The following is a 23347-nucleotide window of genomic DNA, read 5'->3' as shown; positions in this document are numbered from 1 at the left end:
TCCTTCATTACTCTTCTGATTTAGCGAATTTTTCACAGCTCCGGTTGACTGACAACGACGGAAAAGGCATAAGATAAAGCGAAATATTATTAGCCATCCGGATGTCCAGACATAACATCGGGTTAGCGCTTGCGAAAAAAGGACAACACCATGAGCAACACCGACATCCGCGTCGTGCCCGGCCCGGCGAACTACTTCTCCCATTCCGGAAGCCTTGCGCGCCTGGATGATTTCTTTACCCCGGAACAGCTTTCCCATGCGGTATGGATTTACGGCGAGCGCGCAATAGAGGGCGCACGCCCGTTCCTGCCGGAGAGTTTTAACGCGCCGGGGGCAAAACATCTGCTGTTTAAGGGCCACTGCAGCGAGCGCGACGTCACCCGTCTGGTGAACGAATCCGGCAGCGATGCCAGCGTGGTGATTGGCGTCGGCGGCGGCGCGGTGATGGATACCGTCAAGGCCGTGGCGCGCCGCTTAGGCGTTCCGTTCGTGGGCATTCCCACCATCGCCGCCACCTGCGCGGCGTGGACCCCGCTCTCCGTCTGGTACAACGACGCCGGTCAGGCGCTGCATTTTGAGATCTTCGATGACGCCAACTTCCTGGTGCTGGTGGAGCCACAAATCATTCTTAACGCCCCGGCGGAGTATCTGCTGGCGGGCATCGGCGATACGCTGGCGAAGTGGTACGAAGCGGTGGTGCTGGCACCTGAGCCGGAAACCCTGCCGCTGACCGTGCGGCTGGGCATTAACGGCGCGCTGGCGATCCGCGACGTGCTGCTGGAACACAGTGAGGAAGCGCTGGCCGACCAGCAGCGCGGCGAACAGACCCAGGCGTTCCGGGACGTGGTGGATGCGATTATCGCCGGTGGCGGGATGGTTGGCGGCCTGGGCGAACGCTACACCCGCGTGGCGGCGGCGCACGCGGTGCACAACGGCTTAACCGCGCTGCCGCAGACGGAAAAATACCTGCACGGCACCAAGGTGGCCTACGGCATTCTGGTGCAGAGCGCCCTCCTCGGCCAGGACGACGTGCTGGCGCAGCTGGTGGCGGCATACCGGCGCTTTAACCTGCCAACCACGCTTCGCGAGCTGGACGTCGACATCAATAACCGCGACGATCTCGACAAGGTCATCGCCCACACTCTACGCCCGCTGGAGTCAATTCACTATCTGCCGGTGACGTTAACGCCTGAGGCTCTGCGCGCCGCGTTTGAGAAAGTAGAATCCTTCCGCCGTTAATTGCGCCGACGGGCTATACCTAATGATGATTCTCACCACTCTCGTAACGAGGTCATCATGCAGATCGATTTAACAGGTAAAAAGGCGCTGGTTACCGGCGCCAGCCGCGGGCTGGGTCGTGCGATTGCCCTGTCGCTGGCGCGCGCCGGTGCCGATGTGGTCATCACCTTTGAAAAATCCGCCGATAAAGCCCAGGCGGTCGCTGAGGAGATTAAGGCGCTGGGACGACACAGCGAAGCTGTGCAGGCCGACAGTGCCAGCGCGCAGGCGATTCAGGATGCCGTCACCCATGCAGCACGTTCCCTTGGCGGGCTGGACATTCTGGTCAACAACGCGGGTATCGCGCGCGGCGGCCCGCTGGAGTCCATGACCCTGGCGGACATTGACGCGCTCATCAACGTCAACATTCGCGGCGTGGTGATCGCCATTCAGGAAGCGCTGGTGCACATGTCCGACGGCGGGCGCATTATCAACATCGGCAGCTGTCTGGCCAACCGCGTGGCGATGCCGGGTATTGCCGTTTACTCGATGACCAAGTCTGCCCTTAACTCCCTCACCCGCGGCCTGGCGCGCGATCTGGGCCCGCGCGGTATTACCGTTAACCTTGTCCACCCTGGCCCCACCAACAGCGATATGAACCCGGAAGACGGCGAACAGGCGGAAGCCCAGCGCCAGATGATCGCGGTCGGTCACTACGGCCAGCCGGAAGACATCGCGGCGGCGGTCACCTTCCTTGCCAGCCCGGCCGCCGGGCAGATCTCCGGCACAGGGCTGGATGTCGACGGCGGGTTGAACGCCTGATCGCAAATTTCCTGAAAGCCTCTGTCGCCCGGCAGAGGCCTTGTCGAGCCGCCTCGACGGTTTGCGTTTTGCCTCTTACCTGCGCTTTTTTTCCGCTCTACAGTACCCCATAAGAAATTCGGAATTTATCTAATAGTCTTATTATTTCCTTATAATTTGTGTGGGCGTACAGTGGAGGTACGGATGAAGATTGTCTGGTCAAAGAATGCAAAGAAAGAGTTTTCCAAAATCGATGGCCGATATCAGCGAAGAATCAAAGCAAAACTTGCTGAGCTGGACGATCGCTCAGCTCCCCGGCCCGATATCAAAAAAATATCGGCAACAGAAAATCATTTTCGGCTACGCGTTGGCGATTACCGCATTCTGATTACACTTCGGGACGATCCCGATAACCATTGTTATGTTTTGGCCGTCAAGCGCAGAACATCAACGACCTACCTTCACGAGGAGAAAGCCCCCTATGGCTGTTCAGCTAATTAAGGACGATGAGGGAAAAGCGCAGTACGTCGTTATTCCCTATGATGAATACTTTCGTATGTGCTTACAGATGGCAGAAATTGACGACGAAACCGATGATGATCTAGAGGATATTGAAGTCGAACACGATTGTTATGATGACGTAGGATTACCTGGTGAAGTGTGCGACATCATGCATAGCGAGAATGTCAGCCTGCAGGCCGCGTGGCGTATCCTGCGCGGGCTATCCCAGCAGGAGGTGGCGGAAAAACTCGGCATCAGCCAGTCCGCCGTATCACAGCTGGAAGCGCTGGACTCCCGTCCGCAAAAGCGCACCCGCGAAAAGCTGGCGGCAATTTATGGCTGCAAGCAGGAGCAAATCAGCCTCTATTTACCGAAAGAGGGTTAACAGCACTTCGCCCCGCCCTTGCCGCCGTAACGGGCGTCCTGGCGGTCGCGGAAAAACTCTTCGTAGGTCATCGGCGTCTGGTCCGGGTGGTTGACGCGCATATGCTCGACGTAGTTATCGTAATCCGGCACGCCAATCATCATTTTGGCGGCCTGGCCCAGGTACTTACCTGCTTTGGAGAGGGTGTCGAACATCATTCTGGTCTCACTGGAAATGTAGGCCGGGTAAGCGCTAGCGCCACCCGGCACACAGGTTAATGCGCCCCTTTCGCCTGGGTCACAATCTCGTCCAGGTTTTCAGGCATCGGCTCGTACGGCGTCTCTTTCGCCGTCGGCGTGTCGACCTTCAGCGCCGCCAGCGCGGTTTTCAGAGAATACAACGCCAGCACCACAACCACCACCATAAAGAAGATGGTCAGTCCGGCATCCAGACGGTTGTTGAACACCAGCTGCGACAGCTGTGACTCGGTGTACTGCGCCGGGATCTTACCGCTGTCGATCATCGCCTGGAACTTGTTGGCGATCGCCAGGAAGCCCACCTTATTGTCCGGGCTGAAGGCTTTTTGCCAGCCCGCCGTCAGGGTACAGATTAGCAGCCAGGCGGTTGGCACCAGCGCCACCCACGCGTAACGCTGGCGCTTCATCTTGAACAGCACCACCGCGCAGAGCATCAGCGCCATGCCCGCCAGCATCTGGTTGGCGATACCGAACAGCGGCCACAAGGTGTTGATCCCGCCCAGCGGATCGACCACGCCCTGATGCAGGAAGTAGCCCCACGCCAGCACGCATAGCGCCGTCGCCAGAAGGTTAGCCGGGAGCGAATCGGTCCGCTTCAGGTTCGGGGAGATCACCCCCAGCAGATCCTGCAGCATAAAGCGCGCCGCACGGGTTCCCGCATCCACCGCCGTCAAAATAAACAGCGCCTCGAACAGGATGGCGAAGTGATACCAGAACGACACGTCCATCAGCCCGCCCAGCGCGCCGTGGAGAATGTAGGCCATGCCCACCGCCAGCGTCGGTGCCCCACCCGCGCGGGAGATAATTGACTGCTCGCCAACCTCATTAGCGATATGCGTCAGCGTTTCCGGGGTAATGGCAAAGCCCCAGCCGCTCACCACCTGCGCGGCGGACGCTACCACGTCAACGGTGCCAGCCGGGGCCAGTACCGCCATCGGGCTGTTCATCGCGAAATACACGCCCGGATCGATAATGCAGGCCGAGACCAGCGCCATGATGGCGACGAAGGACTCCATCAGCATGCCGCCGTAGCCAATCAGGCAGGCCTGATTCTCGTTGGCCAGCATCTTCGGCGTGGTCCCGGAGGCAATCAGCGCGTGGAAGCCCGACACCGCACCGCAGGCGATGGTAATAAACAGGAACGGGAACAGGTTACCAGTCCAGACCGGGCCGGTACCGTCGATGAATTTGGTCAGCGCAGGCATGGTCAGCGTTGGGCGCATAATCAGAATGCCGATGGCCAGCCCGACGATGGTGCCGATTTTCAGGAAGGTTGAGAGATAATCGCGCGGGGCCAGCAGGAGCCACACCGGCAGCACCGCCGCCACAAAGCCGTAGCCCACCAGCATCCAGGTCAGCTGCACGCCGGTAAAGTCGAAGAATGGTGCCCAGGTCGGGCTTTCCGCCACCCAGCCGCCGGAGATAATCGCGAACACCAGAAACACCAGGCCAATCACCGACACTTCACCGATGCGCCCCGGGCGCAGGTAGCGAATGTAAATCCCCATAAACAGCGCCAGCGGAATGGTAAAGGCAACGGTATACGTCCCCCACGGGCTGTGGGTCAGCGCTTTCACCACGATCATCGCAAGCACCGCGAGGATGATCACCATGATCATAAAGGTCGCCACCAGCGCAATCACCCCGGCGGTTGCCCCCATCTCCTCTTTCACCAGCTCACCCAGAGAACGGCCGTCGCGACGGGTGGAGACGAACAGCACCATAAAGTCCTGCACCGCGCCCGCCAGCACCACCCCCGCGAGGATCCAGATCATCCCCGGCAGGTAGCCCATCTGCGCCGCCAGCACCGGCCCCACCAGCGGGCCTGCACCGGCAATCGCCGCGAAATGGTGACCGAACAGCACTTTTTTGTCGGTCGGCACGTAGTCCAGCCCGTCGTTGTGGCGCACGGCAGGCGTCATGCGTGTGCCGTCTACGCCCAGTACCGTCTTTGCGATATAGCGGCCATAAAAACGGTACGCAATGAGATAAATGCAGACGGAGGCGACGACGATCCAGAGCGCATTGATCTGCTCCCCCCGGTTGAGGGCGATATAGCCCAGGGCAAAGGCTCCCACAACGGAGAGCACCGCCCACGTAAGGTATTTCCCTGAGTTGTTCATAGTTGTTGTCCGTTGTTGTGAAACAGTGAGATGTTACATTTTGTTTCTAGAACAACGGATAAAATTTAACAACTTTGAAACGCAATAATGCGTGGTCAAACCAGAGATTTACACCACAGTGTTAAGCCGATCACTTTCAGCTGAATGGCCTACCCCAGCACCATCGTGCTCAACCGACAGGTACAGCACCGCCGCCCCTGCTCGTCGAATACCACGATCTCCCAGCTCTGGCTCGAACGCCCCAGATGCAGCGGCTGACACACGCCGCGCACCTTACCGTGAGAGACCGCGCGGTGGTGCGTGGCGTTCAGCTCAGTGCCGACCACGCTCTGCCCGTCGCGGGTCATCAGAAAACCGGCCATTGAGCCCAGCGTTTCCGCCAGCGCCGCCGAGGCGCCGCCGTGCAGCAGGCCAAACGGCTGATGGGTACGGGCATCCACCGGCATCTCCGCTTCCAGCGTGTCGTCCCCGAGGCGGGTATAGACGATGCCCAGATGCGCCACCAGGGTGTTCACGCTGGTGGCGTTCAGTTCTTCAAGCGATAAATGACGTTTCCAGATCATTACGCCCCCAGCGTGGAGCCGCCGTCCACCACGATATCCTGCAGGGTAATATGGCTGGCGGCATCGGACGCAAGGAACAGCACGGTGGCGGCAATTTCCCGCGGACGGGCAATTTTGCCGAGCGGAATGCCGAGCTTGAACTGCTCGCCAAAGCCGCGAATGCGCTGCTGCTCCGCATCGTCGCTTTTCCACAGGGTGCGCTGCATGTCGGTGTCCGTTGAGCCCGGCGACACCAGGTTACAGCGCACGCCGCTGCCCGCCAGCTCCAGCCCGACGGTCAGCGCCAGGCTTTTCAGCGCCGCCTTCGACGCGCCGTAGGCGCTCATCCCGATGCGCGGGGTATGCGCCGCGTCGGAAGCTACGGTCACTATCGCCCCGCCCTGCTGACGGCGGAACTGGCCCATCGTCTGCTGGAACAGGTTGAACGCGCCGCCGACGTTAACCGTAAAGGTTTGCTGCCAGTCCTCCTGCGAAAGCTCGTCCGTCGCGCCCATGCGCAGAATGCCCGCCGCGTTAACCAGCACGTCGAGGCGCTCAAGGGTGCCGAGTAAACGCCCGCAGACGTCGCCCACCTGCGCCGCGTCCGCCACGTCCAGCGTTTCGGTGGCAAACGGATAATCGTCCTGCGGGAAGGCCAGATCGAACCCGGTCACCCGCGCGCCCGCCTCCACAAAGGCCAGCGCGGTCGCATAGCCAATACCTTTACCCGCGCCCGTTACCCAAACCGTTTTACCGGTAAAATCGAGCTCCGCCATCACTTCACCTCACGGGAGAGCAGCGCCCACCAGGCGTCAAGGGTCGGATTTTTCGCCAGCATCACGAAGTCGATGTCGCCGTGCACCTTCCGCCAGCGGGCGGCCAGCGCCATCATGCGCACCGAGTCCAGACCGTAGTCGATCAGGTTTTCGTCATCCATCGGCTCGTCGGACTCGTCCAGCAGCGGCAGGATCAGCGCGCGCAGCGCGGCTTTCGTTGCCGGAACGGACGGCAGCAGCTCATCGGTCATCACCACGCGGCCAGAACGTCCTGCCACGTATTTCAGCGACATCAGGTGCTCGTCGCGGGTGAAGTCCGCCAGCGCATCGGCGATAAAGAACGGCTTGATGTCGCGCATAAAGGCATCTGTGGCGGTGGTCATGCAGCCGATATGGGCATAAACGCCGGTAATCAGCAGCTGGTTGCGGCCGGTCTCTTTCAGCATCTGCTCCAGCGGCGAGCGGTGAAACGCGCTGTAGCGCCACTTCACCAGCACGGTGTCCGCTTCGTCCGGTGCCAGTTCAGCCACGATACGCTGCTGCTCCGGCGAGCGGGTCAGGCCCGGCCCCCACATGTCGTTCAGCAGGGCGCGGTCTTCATCGCTCTGATCTTTCGGCTGCGCGGTGTAGTACACCGGGATATTGTGTTCTTTGCAGTACGCGCGCAGTTTAGCGATGTTCGCCACCACCTGCTGCATCATGTCGCTATTTTCGCCCCAGAAGTTCAGGAAATACTCCTGCATATCGTGGATCAGCAGCGCGGCGCGCTCTGGCTCAAATGCCCAGTTCACCTTGTTGGTTGGCAACTCTCCGGCGGTTGGCAGCGCGTAAGCGGTTAATTTTGGAATGGCCATTCTCTGTTCCTCAGCCCCGGGCGCGTTCAGCAAGCCACAGGCGCAACTGTTTCTTATCGACTTTGCCGACCGGCGTGAGCGGGAGCGCATCCACGCTCTCCACGCGATCCGGCAGCTTGAATTCGGCAACGCCCTGCTCGCGCAGGAAGCGACGCACCTCCACCGCGCGCAGGGGCTGTTTCACCACCAGATACGCACAGCTTTTTTCGCCCAGCAGGCTGTCCTCCATGCTCACCAGCGCGGCGTGGATCACCGCTTCGTGGCGCAGCAGCAGGTTTTCGATCTCTTCGGCGGCAATCTTTTCGCCACCGCGGTTGATCTGATCTTTCTCGCGCCCCTGCACGGTGATGTAGCCCTGCTCATCGATGGCGATCAGATCGCCGGAGCAGTAGAAACCGTTGGCATCAAAGACGCTGGCGTTGTGCTCCGGGCTGTTGAAATAGCCGCGGAAGGTGTACGGGCCGCGCGTCATCAGGCGCCCGACTTCCCCGCGCGGCAGCGGGTTACCGTGCTCGTCCGCCACCCACACTTCGTCGTCCGGGCACATCGGGCGGCCCTGGGTGTTGATGATGCGTTCCGGCGCGTCGTCGAGGGCGGTGTAGTTCACCAGCCCTTCCGCCATGCCGAACACCTGCTGCAGCTGGCAGCCAATTTCCGCCGGAATGCGCGCCGCGAGCGTGGCGGAGAGGCGTGCGCCGCCCACCTGGAGCAGCTTGAGGGATTTCAGCTGCGCGTTCCCCGCGCCGTCGGCAATCGCCTGCAGCCAGAGGCTCACCGCCGGAGGGACCAGCGACGTCACGTTGATCTGATGCTGCTCAATCAGCGGGAAGCAGAGCGTGGCGCTCGGATCGTTCGCCAGCACCACGCAGCCGCCCGCCGTGAACACGCCTAACGATCCCGGCGAGCTCATGGCGTAGTTATGCGCCGCGGGAAGCGCGTTCAGATAGCGGGTGTGCGCAGTGATGCCGCAGATTTCATTGCTGCGGCGGATGCTGTAGTCGTAGTCGTTGTGCGTACGCGGGATCAGCTTCGGCGTGCCGGTGCTGCCGCCGGAGAGCTGGAAGAACGCCACCTCGTCTGCGGGCGTCGGGTTGGGGATGAAGTTGTCCGCCGGGCGCGCAATCGCCGCTTCCAGCGCATGTTCACCCTTATCGCCGCGCAGCAGCACGGCGCGAACCGAGCGGTGTTCATCCACAAAGGTATTGAGAAAATCATCCCCCGCGAACAGGGCATGTTCGCGATCGGCAATCAGCACGGCGGGTTTGATCTGGGCGGCGTAGGCGTTCAGCTCGCTGCGCTGATGGCTAAAGAGCGCGTTAACCGGCGCGACGCCGATCTGCAGCAGCGCGAAAAAGGTGATGTAAAACTCGGCCACGTTGCCGAGCTGCACCAGCGCGGTCTCGCCGCGGTGCAGCCCCTGCGCCTGGAGGGCAGACGCCAGATTCGTCACCGCCTGATGAAACGCGCGGTAGGTGATGTGGCGATCGCCGTCAATAATCGCGACCGCATCGCTTTGCGCATGGTCCGTCAGGATGTGGGTCAGCGGCAGATCCTGCCAGTAGCCTTTTTCACGGTAGCGGCGGGCAAATTCCTCCGGCCAGCGGGTAAAGGGAATAGTCATAAACGTTCCTTAGTGCAGGCCAAACACGTTAAGCATGGTGGAGAGCTTCACGCCCGTCTCGCGCCACTCGCCCACCGGGGAGGAGGCAGGCACAATGCCCGCGCCGGCAAACAGGCGAACGGTATTTTCGCGAAGACGCGCGCAGCGGATGGTCACCACCCACTCGCCGTTGCCTTCGCTGTCGCACCAGCCGACGATGCCGCCGAACAGCTCGCGGTCGAACGGCTCCAGCTCGGCAATCAGTTCTTTTGCCGCCTGATGCGGGAAGCCGCTCAGGGCCGGGGTCGGGTGCAGCAGGCAGGCCAGCGTCAGGGCGTTTTCGTTCTCGCGCGCGTCACCTTCAACCGGCGTCGCCAGATGCCACAGCGTCGGCGTGGTGATGAGCTGCGGGGAAGACGGCATGCTCAGGTGATGGCTGCGCGGTTCCAGAATGGCCTTCATCGCCTGGGTCACCAGGTCGTGTTCGTGGCGGTCCTTTTCGGAGGCCAGCAGCTTATTGCCCGCCTCGCGATCCAGCACGTCGTCCGGCTGGCGGCGCGCGGAACCTGCCAGCGGCAGCGAGCTAAAGTGCCTGCCCTCTTTGCGCAGCAGCAGTTCCGGGCTGGCGCCGAGCAGCACGCCGCCGTCTTCCAGCGGCACGTGGAAGTTGAAGCTCGCCGGGTTCTGAGCGATCAGACGCTCCATCAGCGCGCCGCTGTCCATTTTTTTGTCGGTGGCGATATCAATCAGGCGCGACAGCACTACCTTATTCACCTGCGGCGTGGCGGTGAGCGACGCGGCGCGCGCGACCATCTCTTCAAAAACGGGCTGAGCGGGGATCTCGGTGCGCTGTTCCACCTTCAGCGCCTGCGCGCCGGAGAAATAGCGTGCGGACTGCTGACGCGCGGGACGGGAAAACGTCTCCCAGCGTTGCGGAATAAACAGCGAAGACGGCTTGCGGGTATCGAACGGGATGGCCCCTACCATGACGGGATGGGCGATGCCGCTGGCTTTCGCATCCCGGAAAGCCTGGGCTAATTTCTGCTGGAACTGCCCCGCCGGATCGTCGCCGCCGACGGCAGGTTCAGAGAATCGGGCAAAACAGCCTGAGGTGGTAAAACTGCGGTAAGGCGACATAAAGAAAAAGCTGTCTGATTGCAGCGTGGTCGCGGTGTGCTGAACTTCCTCAGCCAGGGACGTGTCCATATCATCCTCCTTAAAATGATAAAAGAAGCAATAATGATTATCATTTATATTTTCGTCGGCTAACCTAATCCCACAGCGCCCCGCTGTCAACCGTCGGGCCATTAACTTCTGCGACAAACGCTTGCATCCCTTCCCGGCAACCATGAAAATGAGAAGCATTATCTTCAATAAAAACAGGATGCCGCTCTGTGAAAATCGCTGCCGTTTGCCGCAATGCCCTTCTTCTGACAGGACTTTTTGTTTTAGGACTAACCTCAGCCACCGCCGCCGACTGGCCGCGCCAGGTCAACGACAGCCGCGGCGTGCATACGCTTGAGAGCAAACCGACGCGCATAGTCTCCACCAGCGTGACCTTAACCGGCTCCCTGCTGGCGATTGACGCGCCGGTCATTGCCAGCGGCGCAACCACGCCGAACAACCGCGTGGCGGACGCGCAGGGTTTCCTGCGTCAGTGGGGGGATATTGCAAAACAGCGTAAGGTTGCACGGCTGTACATCGGCGAGCCAAGCGCCGAAGCGGTGGCCGCCCAGATGCCGGACCTGATTTTGATCAGCGCCACCGGCGGGGATTCCGCGCTGGCGCTGTACGATCAGCTCTCCGCCATCGCCCCGACGCTTATCATCAATTACGACGACAAAAGCTGGCAGGAACTGCTGACCCAGCTGGGCACGATGACCGGGCACGAGAAACAGGCCGCTGAACGCATCGCCGCGTTCGATAAACAGCTCGCGCAGGTGAAACAGCAGATGAAGCTGCCGCCGCAGCCGGTGAACGCCATCGTCTACACCGCCGCCGCGCATTCCGCCAACCTGTGGACCACTGAATCGGCGCAGGGCAAGCTGCTGCACCAGCTGGGCTTTACGCTGGCGGACCTGCCTGCCGGGTTGCAGACCTCAACAAGCCAGGGCAAGCGCCACGACATTATCCAGCTGGGCGGTGAAAACCTGGCGACGGGGCTGAACGGCGAAGGGCTGTTCGTGTTTGCCGGTGACGAGAAAGACGTGAATGCGATTTACGCCAACCCGCTGCTGGCGCATTTACCGTCGGTGAAAAACAAGCGCGTCTGGGCGCTGGGAACGGAGACGTTCCGCCTGGATTATTACAGCGCGATGCTGGTGATAGACAGATTGAATGCGTTGTTTAAGTAGGCATTTTCCCTCCCTCTCCCCGTGGGAGAGGGCCGGGGTGAGGGCATCAGGCCGCACCGTCGTTCAACACGACCTCCTGCCTGAACCGCCGCAATTCCACCAGCGCCACCAGTAAGATCGCGCCAACCATCGCTAACACAAACCCGCTGCTGCTCGCCGACGCTACCGGGGTCATTATCGCCCCCAGCCCGCCGAGGATCGCCGCGCCAATCGCATCGCCCGTCACGTTCTGCGCGGTCCACAGGCCGTTAATACGCCCCAGCATCCCTTCCGGCGTCTGGGTCTGGATCAGGGTGTACTGTAAAAGTGAGCTGACCGCGCTCAGCCAGCCGAAAATCACCAGACACATCACCCCCAACGCCCAGACCGGCATCAGGCTGAAGAAGCCGATGGCGATAAACGAGGCCAGCGTCGCCACCAGCATAATCAAGCCCGGACGCGCGCTTTGGGCCAGGTTACCGCTGGTCAGCGCCCCGCAGGCCGCACCGAGCGGAATGGCGGCGTACAGCACGCCAATCTCTGAGGCGCTCATCTGCCACTCGCCCGCCAGCGCCGGGTAAAGCACGCGCACGGCGCTCGCCATCGTCAGCAGGCCGCCGAGCAGCGCAATGCCGCCAATCAGCGGGTTGCTGAACAGAAAACGAATCGCGGCCATCAGGGACTTCAGCGGGTGCTCGCGCGGCTGCGGCGGCGGGGGCAGGAGCGGCAGACGCAGTAACGTCAGGGTGGTGATAAAGGTCCCCGCCGCCGCCAGCCCGTAGTTCCACGCCACGCTGCCGGTAGTCAGCAGCAGGCCGCCGACCATCGGCGAAATCACCGAGCCGAGGCGCACGGTGAGCATGGTGATCGCCCCCGCCTGCATCAGGTTCTCGCGGCCCACCAGCGCGGGCGTTGCCGCCAGCAGCGCCGTCACGCCGAGCGAGGCGAAAAAACCGTCCCACAGGCCAAGGGCATAAATCGCCATCAGCGACGGCTCCGGCAGCATGGCGTTCAGACACAGCCCGATAAAGCCCACCCCGCAGGTGCCGCGCGCCAGCAGGATCAGCTTCTTACGCTCGTAGCGATCCGCCAGCACGCCGCCGACCATCAGACCGATAAACATCGCCCCGCCGGTTAAGGTGACGGATAGCCCCACCAGCCAGCTGGAGTGCGTCATAGACTGGATCTGTACCGGCACGGCGACGCCGAGCAGGCCGAGGGACAAAATGGAGATAAAGCGAGCGATAAAAACGGCGCGATACGCCGGGTGCGTTTTCAACAGGCTGAGGTTAAGCAGCCAGGATTTTTGATTCATGACAAAGCCTTGAGTCTATTTCTACCCATTCCATGGGCGCACATGCTAACATAGCCAAATAAGATAGATAACGATAATCACTATCATTATCAAATCATGGATGTTGCTATGTCGTTTTCCTCTTCTGCGGCGCGCGCCATTGCCGTGCCCGTATTATTGCTACTGCTAATCCTTGCGATTGCACTCAGCCTGCTGGTCGGCGCGAAGCCGCTACCCGCCTACGTTATCGTTGATGCGCTCTCCGGAACCTGTCAGAGCGCGGACTGCACCATCGTGCTCGACGCCCGCCTTCCCCGCACTCTTGCCGGACTGCTGGCCGGTGGCGCGCTCGGCCTTGCGGGTGCCCTGATGCAAACCCTTACCCGTAACCCGCTGGCGGACCCCGGCATTCTTGGCGTCAACTCCGGGGCCAGCTTTGCCATCGTGCTCGGCGCGGCGCTGTTCGGGTTGACGTCACCCTCTGAACAGCTGGCGATGGCCTTCTGCGGCGCGCTGGCCGCCTCGCTGGTGGTCGCGTTTACCGGCAGCCAGGGCGGCGGGCAACTGAGCCCGGTTCGCCTGACGCTTGCGGGCGTAGCGCTCGCGGCGGTGCTGGAAGGCATGTCCAGCGGCATCGCCCTGCTCAACCCGGACGTGTATGACCAGCTGCGCTTCTGGCAGGCCGGCTCGCTGGATATCCGCACCCTTGAAACCTTAAACGTGGTGGCAATCCCGGTCATTATCGCCGCCGTCGTGGCGCTGTGTTTAAGCCGGTCGCTGAACAGCCTGAGCCTCGGCAGCGACACCGCGACCGCCCTCGGCAACCGCGTGGCGCGCACGCAGCTGACTGGCCTGCTCGCTATCACCGTGCTAAGCGGCAGCGCAACCGCCGTGGTCGGTCCGATCGCCTTTATCGGCCTGATGATGCCGCACATGGCGCGCTGGCTGGTGGGGTCGGACCACCGCTGGTCGCTGCCGGTCACGCTGCTGGCGACCCCTGCCCTGCTGCTGTTTGCCGACGTGCTGGGCCGCCTGCTGGTGCCCGGCGAGCTGCGCGTCTCGGTGGTGAGCGCGTTTATCGGCGCGCCGGTGCTGATCTTCCTGGTACGTCGCAGACGCGGAGGTGGCGCATGATGGCTCCTTCCCGTCGTTTACTCACCAGCGTCTTCCTGCTGGCTATCGCCATTACTCTGCTGGCGGTCTGGAGCCTGCAAAGCGGTGCCGTAACGCTTGATTTCGCGCAGGTCTTTCACGCCCTCACCGGCAGCGCGCCGCGTAACATCACCATGGTGGTCACCGAATGGCGACTGCCGCGCGTGGCGATGGCGATCCTGGTAGGCGCGGCGCTCGGCGTCAGCGGCGCGATTTTCCAGTCGCTGATGCGTAACCCCCTCGGCAGCCCGGACGTGATGGGCCTGAATACCGGCGCGTGGAGCGGCGTGCTGGTGGCGATGGTGCTGTTCGGGCAACATCTGACGGCCATTACCTTTACGGCGATGGCGGGCGGCATTCTGACCTCGCTGCTTATCTGGGCCCTGGCCTGGCGCAATGGCATTGACACCTTCCGGCTGATCATTATCGGGATCGGCATCCGCGCGATGCTGATGGCGTTTAACACCTGGCTTTTGTTGCAGGCGTCTCTGGAAACCGCGCTCTCCGCCGGGCTGTGGTACGCAGGCTCCCTCAACGGCCTGACGTGGGGCAAAACCTGGCCCGCCGCGCCGCTGATTTTGCTGATGTTTATCGGCGCCCTGCTGCTGGTACGCCGGATGCGGCTGCTGGAGATGGGCGACGACAGCGCCTGCGCGCTGGGCGTGAGCGTTGAGCGCTCGCGCCTGATGCTGATGCTGGTGGCGGTATTGCTGACCGCTGCGTCCACCGCGATTGCCGGGCCGATCTCGTTTATTGCCCTTGTCGCGCCGCATATCGCGCGGCGTCTTAGCGGCACCGCGCGCTGGGGCTTGACCCAGGCTGCCCTGTGCGGTGCGATGCTGCTGCTGGCCGCCGACCTCTGCGCCCAGCGGCTGTTTATGCCTTATCAACTTCCGGTGGGCGTAGTGACCGTCAGCCTCGGCGGGATTTACCTCATCGTCTTGCTCGTTCAGGAGTCACGCAAGAAATGACAGATTCAACAACCCGCTTGCGCGGCGAAAACTTGACCCTCGGCTATGGCAAAAAAATCATTGCCCGTGATTTAACCGTCGCCATTCCGGACGGTCACTTCACCGCGATTATCGGTCCGAACGGCTGCGGCAAATCAACCCTGCTGCGCACTCTGAGCCGCCTGATGTCGCCGTCAGAGGGCAGCGTATTCCTCGACGGCGAGCAGATCCAGCGCTTCGCCAGCAAAGAGGTGGCCAGGCGCATCGGGCTGCTGGCGCAAAACGCCACCACGCCGGGAGATATCACGGTGCAGGAGCTGGTCTCGCGCGGACGCTACCCACACCAGCCGCTGTTTACCCGCTGGCGCAAAGAGGACGACGAGGCCGTGAAGCGCGCGATGGAGGCAACGGGCATCACCGATCTGGCTCAGCAAAGCGTGGATACCCTCTCTGGCGGACAGCGACAGCGGGCGTGGATCGCGATGGTGCTGGCGCAGGAAACCGCCATTATGCTGCTGGACGAGCCGACGACCTGGCTGGACATCAGCCATCAGATTGACCTGCTGGAGCTGCTGAGCGAGCTGAACCGCACGCAGGGATATACCCTGGCGGCGGTGCTGCATGATTTAAATCAGGCTTGCCGCTACGCCACGCATCTGATTGCCTTGCGCGACGGCGAGATTGTGGCGCAGGGCGCGCCGAAGGAGATTGTGACGCCAGAGCTGATCGAGCGGATCTACAGCATGCGCTGCATGATTATTGACGATCCGGTGGCGGGTACGCCGCTGGTGGTGCCGTTGGGTCGGCGGTAATTGCCGGGTGGCGGCTACGCCTTACCCGGCCTACATTCAGCTCCCGTAGGCCCGGTAAGCACAGCGCCACCGGGCATTTGCACTATCCTAAAATTTCCTTCAGTACCGGCCCAATCTTTTCAAACGCCTGCGGTGAAATGATATCCACGTGGGCGCAGTCCTGGCTGTAGACCTCCAGCTCGCCCACCCACGGCGCCCAGGCCGTATGCGGATCCATCGTTCGCGTGCGTTCGGCAACAAACAGCGTCGCCTTACCGTCAAAGCGTGAACTGTGCGCGGTGGTGAGCAACCGCACCGCGTCCGCGTAGTTGCCTTCAATGGTGTTAAACAATTCGCTGGAGCCCTGTCCCTGCTGGGCGGCGATAAACGCCTGACGCTCGCGCTCGATCTCCGCCAGCACTTCCGGGTCAAGGCCGTTTGCCTCTTTCTCCGCCCAGTTTTGCGTTTCCGGCGGCCAGGTATCCAGCAGGCCGAGGAAGGCCACCTCTTCACCCTGCTCGCGCAGGCGGGCCGCAATACCCTGCGCCAGCGTACCGCCGAGGGAATAGCCGAACAGATAATATGGGCCCTTCGGCTGTTGTACGCGCAACGTATTCAGATGGTGCTCAATGACTCCATCCAGATCCGCACACTGCTGCATCGGCCCCTCAGGTCGGGGAGACTGAATACCGGTTATTGCCCAGCGCGGGCTGAGGTAGCGCGCCAGCACGCTGAACTGCCAGGCAAAGCCGGACGCCGGATGGAAGCAGAACAGCGTCGGACCGTTGCTTTCACGCAGCGGCAAAAGGGTTTCATACCCCAGACGCTGCGCCTGTTCGTCGCTCATCTGCGAGTCCAGCAGCGCGCTGAGCTTGCCGACCGTCGAGGCGACCATAATCTGCCCCGGCGTGACCTTGCGGCTGAACGCACGGCCGAGTTGAGCCGCGAGGCGCATCGCCAGCAGTGAATGGCCGCCGAGGGCAAAGAAGTCGGCATCGATATCGTTCACTTCGCAGCCCAGCAGCGCAGAAAACGCCTGCGCCACGGCGGCTTCGGTTTGCGTCTCGGGTGCGCGACCGGAGGTTTTACTGGTCAGCTCCGGCAGCGGCAGCGCCTTGCGATCCAGCTTGCCGTTGGCGCTCAGCGGCAACGCGCTGATTTGCAGCAGCACCACCGGCACCATATGCGGCGGCAGCTGTGCCCTGAGCGAGTCCAGCAGCGCGTCGCGATCCAGCGGTAAACCGGATTCAGAAACCACGTACCCCACCAGTTGGCGGGCATCGCCGCCCGTTGCCGCAGCCTGGTTGAACACGCACGCGTGCGCTACGGCCTGGGTCACGTCAGGCAATGACAGCATCGCCCGGTCGATTTCGCCCAGCTCAATGCGCTGACCGCGGATTTTCAGCTGGTCATCGCTGCGGCCCAGATATTCCACCGCCCCGTTGTCCAGCCAGCGGGCGACGTCTCCGGTGCGATACATCCGCTCGCCTGGGGCAAACGGATCGGCAATAAAGCGGCTGGCAGTGAGGTCGGGACGTCCCAGATACCCCTGTGCCAGCTGAATGCCGGTGAGATACAGATCGCCCGCCACGCCGAACGGCACCGGGCGCATCATCGCGTCCAGAATGCGCAGCCCCGTATTCCACACCGGGAAGCCGATCGGCACGCTGTTGCCCTCCACTGCCGCCAGCTCCGGGCCGTACGCCGGATACCAGCTCACGTCCACCGCCGCTTCAGTTGGGCCGTAGAGGTTGTGCAGCGGTACATGAGTGAGCTGCTCCCACTCGCGGCACAGCGCCGTTGGCAGCGCCTCGCCGCTACAGAACACCTGTTTCAGCGTCCTGCAACAGTCGACGTTTTCCGGCGTCAGCGAGGCGACGAACGCCGCCAGCATCGACGGCACGAAGTGGGTGGTGGTTACGCCATATTCTGCGAAGAAGCTCTGCATCGCCTGCGGATCGCGGTGCGCGTCCGGCTCGGCCATCACCAGCTTCGCCCCGGCGATAAACGGCCACCAGAACTCCCACACCGACACGTCAAAGCTGCACGGCGTTTTCTGCGCCACCACGTCATGCGCCGCCAGCGGATAATGATCCTGCATCCACTTCAGGCGGTTAACGATGGCGGTATGGCCGACCATGACCCCTTTCGGGCGGCCCGTCGAACCGGAGGTAAAGATGATGTACGCGGTCTGCTCCGGCTTCGCCAGGCGCAGAGGTTCAGCATCGGTGGCCGGTAATAGTGTGTTGTAACTAAACGCAGTAATTGGCAGATCGCTAAAGCGCGGGAGCTGCTCGTCGGTGGTAATGAGCAGAGAGGGCTTCGCGTCCTCCAGCATCATCCGCAGGCGGTCGTCCGGGTAGCCGGTATCCAGCGGCAGCCACGCGGCACCGGCCTCGACGATGCCGTGCAGCGCCAGCGTCAGGAACACCGAGCGCGGGAGCGCCACCGCCACGCTGTCGCCCGGCTTCACGCCGCGCGCGCGCAGCAGGTTTGCCAGCGCGACCACCTGCTCGCGCATCTGGCGGTAGTTCAGCTCAATATGGGCATCCGCCAGCGCGGGAGCGTCCGGCGTTTTGCTCGCCTGCTCCGCCACCAGATCCGCCAGCGTGGTAGAGGGCAGCGCCAGGCCGGTATCGTTGATGCGTGCCAGCCGGGCGTATTCCTGCTCTGATACGGTTTCCACGTCGCCACAGCGCAGGTCAGGGTTCGCGGCAAACTGCGTCAGCATCGCGTTCAGGCGCGAAACGTGGCGCTTCAGCGTCGCGTCGTCGTAACGCTGCCTGTTGGCGAGGATCTCAATGCTTAATCCGCCCTGCTCGTCCGGGAACAGCGCCAGCTCCAGATCGTTCACCGGGCCGGTCGCCAGCGTGTGGGTGATGGCCTCCACGCCGTCAATATCCAGCTGATAATCAAATACCTTCACGTTCAGCACCGGCCCAAACAAAGGTTCGTCTCCTGCGGCCCGCCCGCTGTCGCGCACGATCTGCTCGGCGTCGTAGCGCTGATGTCGGCGCATCTTTTTCAGCTGGTTCGCCAGGCGCAGCGCCAGCTCCGGCAGGCTCTCAAGCGGATTAATATTCACCGCCAGCGGCAGGACGTTAAGCACCGGGCCGGTTGCGGTCAGCGCGGCGGATCCCATGCGGCGCATAAAGATAAACCCGGCGGCGTAGTCCAGCCGTCCGGTGAGGCGGCCCAGCCACAGCGCCACCAGCGCAAGCGCCAGATCGGTGCGCTGTGCCTGCCCGGCTGCCTGCGCCAGCTGGCTAAAGGCGCGAGCGTCCATTGCAATTTTCAGGCGCAGGATGTCGGTAGTGGCGGCGCGTCCCGGCAGCGGCGCGGAGGAGAGCGAGACCGGAGGAGGAAGCTGTTTGCGCTCCTCCTCCCAGAAGGCACCGTCGCGCTGATACGCCTCGCTGTCGCGATAGCGCTGATACTCGTCAACGACATCAGCGAATGGGGTAAACGGTGAGGCTGGGGTGGGTTCCCCTTTCTTCCAGGCAGCGTAAATCGCGGCGATCTGGCGGGTAATCGCCGGGAAACTGAAGCCATCCACCACCAGATGGTGATAGCGCTGATACCAGTACCAGCGGTTGTCACTGACCTGAATCAGCTGATGGAAAGCGAGCGGCTGACCGCTGTCCACGCGCAGATCCTGGCTGAGATCGGCTTCAATCAGCGCCACGGCGGCGTCGTGAGAATCAACGCGAACGATGGACGGCTCCGGCAGGATCAGGGTCTCATCGACCCACTGCCAGACCTCGCCGTTATCTTCAGCGAAACGCGTGCGCAGGGTATCGGCCTGCCTCATGCCCTCGGCGATGGCTTTTGCCAGCAATGGCGCGTCGATATTTCCTTTCAGCTCGGTGTAGTGCGCCACGCTCCAGGCGTTTGGCAGCGAGGAAAGCTGCTCTGCCATCCAGATACCCGGCTGGGCGGCGACGAGAGGAAGACGGTTCATGTGCGCTCCCCCGCAAAAGAGGACGGCTCAAGCGTCTGCCAGCGTTGCGCCAGCCACTGCTGGCACGCCTCCTGAGAGTGCGGCTCGCAGACCACGCGCCAGCCCGCGGGCAACTCGCACTGCTGCGGCCACAGGCTGTACTGCCCCTGGTCGTTTTGCAAAATAGCGAACTGTCCCTGCGGATTATCGAAAGGATTGCTGAATTCCATACAGACTCCGTTATTGAATAAGCGGCTGCCAGAGGGTCATCAGCCCCTGCGTCAGCCCACCGCGCCAGCAAAGCGCATCGTGTCCGCCGTCAACCTGACGCCAGATAACCGGTTGCTGAGTGTGTAGTTCGGCGAGGATCGCCTGGTTTGCGCGCAAGATAAGCGGCTCGTTGCGCCCGGCTTCAAGAAGGATGCGTAGCCCGCGAGGGGATATTTCGCCGGTTTTAAGTTGTTCGATTAACAGCCCGTCCTGCTGCCCGCCGCGGTGCGGCCACCAGTAGGAGCCGGACTGGCTGAGCACGCAGCCAAAACGCTGCGGCCAGTGAAGTGCGGCATAAAGGGAAGAGAGACCGCCAAAGCTTTGCCCTGCCACCACCGTACGGTCGGCGCGGTCGCTAAACGGCGCGCGTTGTTGGACAAGGGGGAGAAGTTCTTCCTGCACCGCCAGCCAGAAGTCGGGATTGCACGGCAGCTCGCGGTTACGGTGCTCCATATTAATAACATCGATTAAGACGTAGACCGCAGGTGGCAGGTTGCGCTCGGCGGTGAGCGACGCCAGCGCAGGCCAGACGGGCATGCTTTCGGCCCAGAACTGTCCGTCAAGCAGCACCGCCAGCGGGCGTTCCCGGTCGTCCCCGCCGGTGGTGAAAATCCAGACGCGACGGCGATTTTTCAGGCGTGCGCTTTCCCACTCAATGCAAATGGGCGCGTTGAAGGGCATATCGGGATGGTTCCAGCCGGGCTGTACGGGCGCCTCCGGCATTTCCAGCGCCGAGACGGCGTGCCCGCGCCCGCCGCGCCAGCTCTGCGGATTCAGCGGGTCTGAAATTGCGTGCGGCAGCAACTTGCGCCAGCCTTCGCGCAGCGCCATGCGGTCCGGCTGCTCGCCTTCAAATACTGCATCGGCAAAATCGTTTTCGTTATCGGAGGGGATAAAACAGTAGCTGCCGCGCCATTCGGGGCTGAACTCCCCCTGCCACTGCCAGACGTCGGTATCGGGAATGCGTTCAAGCGATTGCGGACGGGCATTCTGATGGTGGTCGGTCACGCCGGTAACGTAGAGCCAGACGCGTTTAACCGTCGAGGTCTGCTGGGTTCCTGCCGGGTCCCGCCACCAGAATGTGACGCGATAGTTTTCCTCATGACGTTGCCATTCCGGCCCGTTTTTCGACTGCCACCACGCTTCACTTCCGGTTGTTAACGCCGTCACCCTTATAACCCCATGTTTAGCAATATTTTTTGTTTCAGAGCAAATTTTATTGATAATATTATTGATAACTATTTGCATTTGCAATAGCGTATTGCCCGCGCTGTGGGAAGCGCGTTCATAAATAACCATAAAAGCGGGACGTACAATGAATAAGAAGATTCACTCTCTGGCCTTGCTGGTCAATTTAGGGATTTATGGCGTCGCGCTGCCCGCCATGGCAGACGACAACGCCGCCTCTGCGCAGCACGAAGACACGATGGTGATCACCGCCGCCGAGCAGAATTTGCAGGCGCCTGGCGTGTCGACCATCACCGCCGATGAGATCCGCAAAAACCCGCCCGCGCGAGACGTGGCGGAAATCATCCGCACCATGCCGGGCGTTAACCTGACCGGGAACTCCACCAGCGGCCAGCGCGGGAACAACCGTCAGATCGACATTCGCGGCATGGGCCCGGAAAACACCCTGATCCTGATCGACGGCAAACCCGTCACCAGCCGCAACTCCATCCGCCTGGGCTGGCGCGGCGAGCGTGATACCCGCGGCGATACCGGCTGGGTACCGCCGGAGATGATCGAGCGCATCGAGGTCATTCGAGGCCCGGCCGCCGCACGCTACGGTAACGGCGCGGCGGGCGGCGTGGTGAACATCATCACCAAAAAATTCGACGACCAGTGGCACGGTTCCTGGAACACCTACCTGAATGCGCCTGAACACAAGGATGAAGGTTCCACCAAACGCACCAACTTCAGCCTGAGCGGCCCGCTGGGCGGCGACTTCAGCTTCCGCATGTTTGGTAACCTGGATAAGACTCAGGCCGACGCATGGGACATCAACCAGGGCCATCAGTCTGAGCGTACCGGAGCCTACGCCAACACCCTGCCCGCGGGCCGCGAGGGTGTAGAGAACAAAGACATCAACGGCGTGGTGCGCTGGGACTTCGCGCCGATGCAGTCGCTGGAGTTTGAAGCGGGCTACAGCCGCCAGAACAACCTCTATGCGGGTGACACGCAAAACACCAACAACGACAACGCGCTGGTGAAGAAGAACTACGGCAAAGAGACGAACCGTATTTATCGCCAGAACTTCGCCGTGACCTGGAACGGCGGCTGGGACAACGGCATTACCACCAGCAACTGGGCGCAGTACGAACACACCCGCAACTCCCGCCTGGGCGAAGGGCTGGCGGGCGGTACGGAAGGCCTGTTCAACAGCAATAAATTCACCGACACCGATCTGGCCGACGTGATGCTGCACAGCGAAATCAACCTGCCGATTGATTTCATTGTGAACCAGAACCTGACGCTCGGCACCGAGTGGAACCAGCAGCGCATGAAGGATTCAACCTCCTTCTCGCAAACCCAGCAGGGTGGCACCATCCCGGGCATGAGCGAAGACCGTAGCCCGTACACGTCAGCGGAGATCTTCTCCCTGTTCGCTGAGAACAACATGGAGCTGACCGACAGCACCATGCTGACCCCTGCCCTGCGCTTCGATCACCACACCATCGTGGGCAATAACTGGAGCCCGTCCCTGAACCTGTCGCAGGGTCTGGGGGATGACTTCACCCTGAAGATGGGCATCGCGCGTGCCTACAAAGCGCCAAGCCTGTACCAGACTAACCCGAACTACCTGTTGTACAGTAAAGGCCAGGGCTGCTACGCCAGTTCCGACGGCGTGGGCTGCTACATGATGGGTAACGACGATCTGAAAGCGGAAACCAGCATCAACAAAGAGATTGGCCTCGAGTGGAAACGCGACGGCTGGCTGGCGGGCGTGACCTGGTTCCGCAACGACTACCGCAACAAGATTGAGGCGGGCTACGCGCCGATTGGCCAGACCTCCACCGGTAAAGTCACTACCGATATCTACCAGTGGGAAAACGTGCCGAAGGCGGTGGTGGAAGGTCTGGAAGGCTCCCTGAACGTGCCGGTCAGCGACACCATCAACTGGACCAACAACATCACCTATATGCTGCAAAGCAAGAACAAGGAGACCGGCGACCGTCTGTCGATCATTCCTGAGTACACGCTGAACTCAACCCTGAGCTGGCAGGTGCACCAGGATGTGTCATTGCAGTCGACCTTCACCTGGTACGGCAAGCAGCAGCCGAAGAAGTACAACTACAAAGGCCAGCCGGTGACCGGGTCTGAGAAAGACGAGGTCAGCCCGTACAGCATCGTTGGCCTGAGCGCGACCTGGGACATGACGAAAAACGTCAGCCTGACCGGCGGCGTGGACAACGTTTTCGACAAGCGCCAGTGGCGCGCGGGTAACGCCCAGACCACGGGGAACGCCACCACCGGCGCGTATATGTACGGTGCGGGTGCGTATACGTATAATGAACCGGGTCGCACCTGGTACATGAGCGTAAACACAAGATTCTGATACAGACAGTGACTTCCCCCTCTCC

Annotated in this window: 20 protein-coding genes; 9 read left to right on the top strand and 11 right to left on the bottom strand. The window is 61.8% G+C overall.

Annotated elements, in window-relative coordinates; all coding sequences use genetic code 11:
* The first annotated feature begins 150 nt into the window (after nucleotides 1-150).
* The 4 genes from IM299_RS06875 to IM299_RS06860 all read left to right on the top strand — a co-directional run bounded on the left by IM299_RS06875 (nucleotide 151) and on the right by IM299_RS06860 (nucleotide 2905).
* Complete coding sequence (locus tag IM299_RS06875; RefSeq protein ID WP_048956890.1) at nucleotides 151-1239, top strand: oxidoreductase; 1089 nt, start codon at nucleotides 151-153, stop codon at nucleotides 1237-1239.
* A 57-nt stretch (nucleotides 1240-1296) separates the two neighbouring features.
* On the top strand, nucleotides 1297-2040 hold the full coding sequence (locus tag IM299_RS06870; protein ID WP_048956892.1) for an SDR family NAD(P)-dependent oxidoreductase: 744 nt from the start codon (nucleotides 1297-1299) through the stop codon (nucleotides 2038-2040).
* A gap of 183 nt (nucleotides 2041-2223) precedes the next feature.
* Nucleotides 2224-2520, top strand: a complete 297-nt coding sequence (locus IM299_RS06865; RefSeq protein WP_023303272.1) for a type II toxin-antitoxin system RelE/ParE family toxin — start codon at nucleotides 2224-2226, stop codon at nucleotides 2518-2520.
* Complete coding sequence (locus IM299_RS06860) at nucleotides 2501-2905, top strand: helix-turn-helix domain-containing protein (RefSeq protein WP_048956893.1); 405 nt, start codon at nucleotides 2501-2503, stop codon at nucleotides 2903-2905. Before IM299_RS06865 ends, IM299_RS06860 begins: the two co-directional genes overlap by 20 nt.
* Here the strand turns inward: IM299_RS06860 and IM299_RS06855 are convergent.
* The 7 genes from IM299_RS06855 to entC all read right to left on the bottom strand — a co-directional run bounded on the left by IM299_RS06855 (nucleotide 2902) and on the right by entC (nucleotide 10242).
* Complete coding sequence (locus IM299_RS06855; RefSeq protein ID WP_006809671.1) at nucleotides 2902-3099, bottom strand: YbdD/YjiX family protein; 198 nt, start codon at nucleotides 3097-3099, stop codon at nucleotides 2902-2904. The two genes, IM299_RS06860 and IM299_RS06855, sit on opposite strands and share 4 nt — an antisense overlap.
* Before the next feature lie 59 nt (nucleotides 3100-3158).
* A complete protein-coding gene (cstA, locus tag IM299_RS06850; protein WP_017694336.1) occupies nucleotides 3159-5264 on the bottom strand; it encodes a pyruvate/proton symporter CstA in 2106 nt (701 codons plus the stop codon).
* A 149-nt stretch (nucleotides 5265-5413) separates the two neighbouring features.
* Nucleotides 5414-5827, bottom strand: coding sequence for a proofreading thioesterase EntH (gene entH, locus IM299_RS06845; protein ID WP_028012300.1), 414 nt, complete (start codon nucleotides 5825-5827; stop codon nucleotides 5414-5416).
* Nucleotides 5827-6582 (bottom strand): 2,3-dihydro-2,3-dihydroxybenzoate dehydrogenase EntA, encoded by a 756-nt coding sequence (entA, locus tag IM299_RS06840; protein ID WP_041910944.1) that lies wholly within the window; start codon nucleotides 6580-6582, stop codon nucleotides 5827-5829. Before entA ends, entH begins: the two co-directional genes overlap by 1 nt.
* Complete coding sequence (locus tag IM299_RS06835; RefSeq protein ID WP_193357223.1) at nucleotides 6582-7436, bottom strand: isochorismatase; 855 nt, start codon at nucleotides 7434-7436, stop codon at nucleotides 6582-6584. The genes entA and IM299_RS06835 overlap by 1 nt, the downstream gene beginning before the upstream one ends.
* Nucleotides 7437-7446: 10 nt before the next feature.
* Nucleotides 7447-9057 carry a (2,3-dihydroxybenzoyl)adenylate synthase EntE gene (entE, locus tag IM299_RS06830; protein ID WP_193357222.1) on the bottom strand — a complete coding sequence of 537 codons (1611 nt, stop codon included), beginning with the start codon at nucleotides 9055-9057 and terminating at the stop codon, nucleotides 7447-7449.
* Nucleotides 9058-9066: 9 nt separating this feature from the next.
* A complete protein-coding gene (gene entC / locus IM299_RS06825) occupies nucleotides 9067-10242 on the bottom strand; it encodes an isochorismate synthase EntC (RefSeq protein WP_193357221.1) in 1176 nt (391 codons plus the stop codon).
* 188 nt (nucleotides 10243-10430) lie between these two features.
* On the opposite strand from entC, the gene fepB reads away from it, so the two are divergent.
* Nucleotides 10431-11390, top strand: a complete 960-nt coding sequence (gene fepB, locus IM299_RS06820) for a Fe2+-enterobactin ABC transporter substrate-binding protein (protein WP_193357220.1) — start codon at nucleotides 10431-10433, stop codon at nucleotides 11388-11390.
* A gap of 46 nt (nucleotides 11391-11436) precedes the next feature.
* Here the strand turns inward: fepB and entS are convergent, their stop codons facing one another.
* Nucleotides 11437-12684, bottom strand: a complete 1248-nt coding sequence (gene entS / locus IM299_RS06815; RefSeq protein ID WP_193357219.1) for an enterobactin transporter EntS — start codon at nucleotides 12682-12684, stop codon at nucleotides 11437-11439.
* Between the two features lie 108 nt (nucleotides 12685-12792).
* Between entS and fepD the strand changes: the two genes are divergently transcribed.
* Genes fepD through fepC form a run of 3 tightly spaced genes read left to right on the top strand, consistent with a single transcriptional unit; the run spans nucleotide 12793 to nucleotide 15577 of the window.
* Complete coding sequence (gene fepD, locus IM299_RS06810; RefSeq protein WP_060573678.1) at nucleotides 12793-13797, top strand: Fe(3+)-siderophore ABC transporter permease; 1005 nt, start codon at nucleotides 12793-12795, stop codon at nucleotides 13795-13797.
* Entirely contained in the window at nucleotides 13797-14786 is a 990-nt protein-coding gene (gene fepG, locus IM299_RS06805; protein WP_120266909.1) for an iron-enterobactin ABC transporter permease, read from the top strand. The genes fepD and fepG overlap by 1 nt, the downstream gene beginning before the upstream one ends.
* Nucleotides 14783-15577, top strand: a complete 795-nt coding sequence (gene fepC / locus IM299_RS06800; protein WP_193357218.1) for an iron-enterobactin ABC transporter ATP-binding protein — start codon at nucleotides 14783-14785, stop codon at nucleotides 15575-15577. Before fepG ends, fepC begins: the two co-directional genes overlap by 4 nt.
* An 82-nt stretch (nucleotides 15578-15659) precedes the next feature.
* On the opposite strand, the gene entF is transcribed toward fepC, so the two are convergent.
* The 3 genes from entF to fes are packed head-to-tail and all read right to left on the bottom strand — an operon-like array spanning nucleotide 15660 to nucleotide 20936.
* Nucleotides 15660-19517, bottom strand: a complete 3858-nt coding sequence (entF, locus tag IM299_RS06795; protein ID WP_193357217.1) for an enterobactin non-ribosomal peptide synthetase EntF — start codon at nucleotides 19515-19517, stop codon at nucleotides 15660-15662.
* Nucleotides 19514-19726, bottom strand: coding sequence for an MbtH family NRPS accessory protein (locus IM299_RS06790; RefSeq protein ID WP_045631300.1), 213 nt, complete (start codon nucleotides 19724-19726; stop codon nucleotides 19514-19516). Before IM299_RS06790 ends, entF begins: the two co-directional genes overlap by 4 nt.
* 10 nt (nucleotides 19727-19736) lie before the next feature.
* The gene (fes, locus tag IM299_RS06785; RefSeq protein ID WP_193357216.1) at nucleotides 19737-20936 is read right to left on the bottom strand and encodes an enterochelin esterase; all 1200 of its coding nucleotides are present in this window, start codon (nucleotides 20934-20936) and stop codon (nucleotides 19737-19739) included.
* Between the two features lie 145 nt (nucleotides 20937-21081).
* Here fes and IM299_RS06780 point away from each other — a divergent pair, with 145 nt between their 5' ends.
* Nucleotides 21082-23322, top strand: a complete 2241-nt coding sequence (locus IM299_RS06780) for a TonB-dependent siderophore receptor (protein WP_193357215.1) — start codon at nucleotides 21082-21084, stop codon at nucleotides 23320-23322.
* Nucleotides 23323-23347 lie beyond the last annotated feature (25 nt).

It is taken from the genome of Enterobacter cloacae complex sp. P47BA (assembly GCF_014930485.1).
GTDB classification, from domain to species: domain Bacteria; phylum Pseudomonadota; class Gammaproteobacteria; order Enterobacterales; family Enterobacteriaceae; genus Enterobacter; species Enterobacter bugandensis.
Note: the sequence above shows the minus strand (reverse complement) of the source record. Positions and strands in the feature narration are given on the sequence as shown.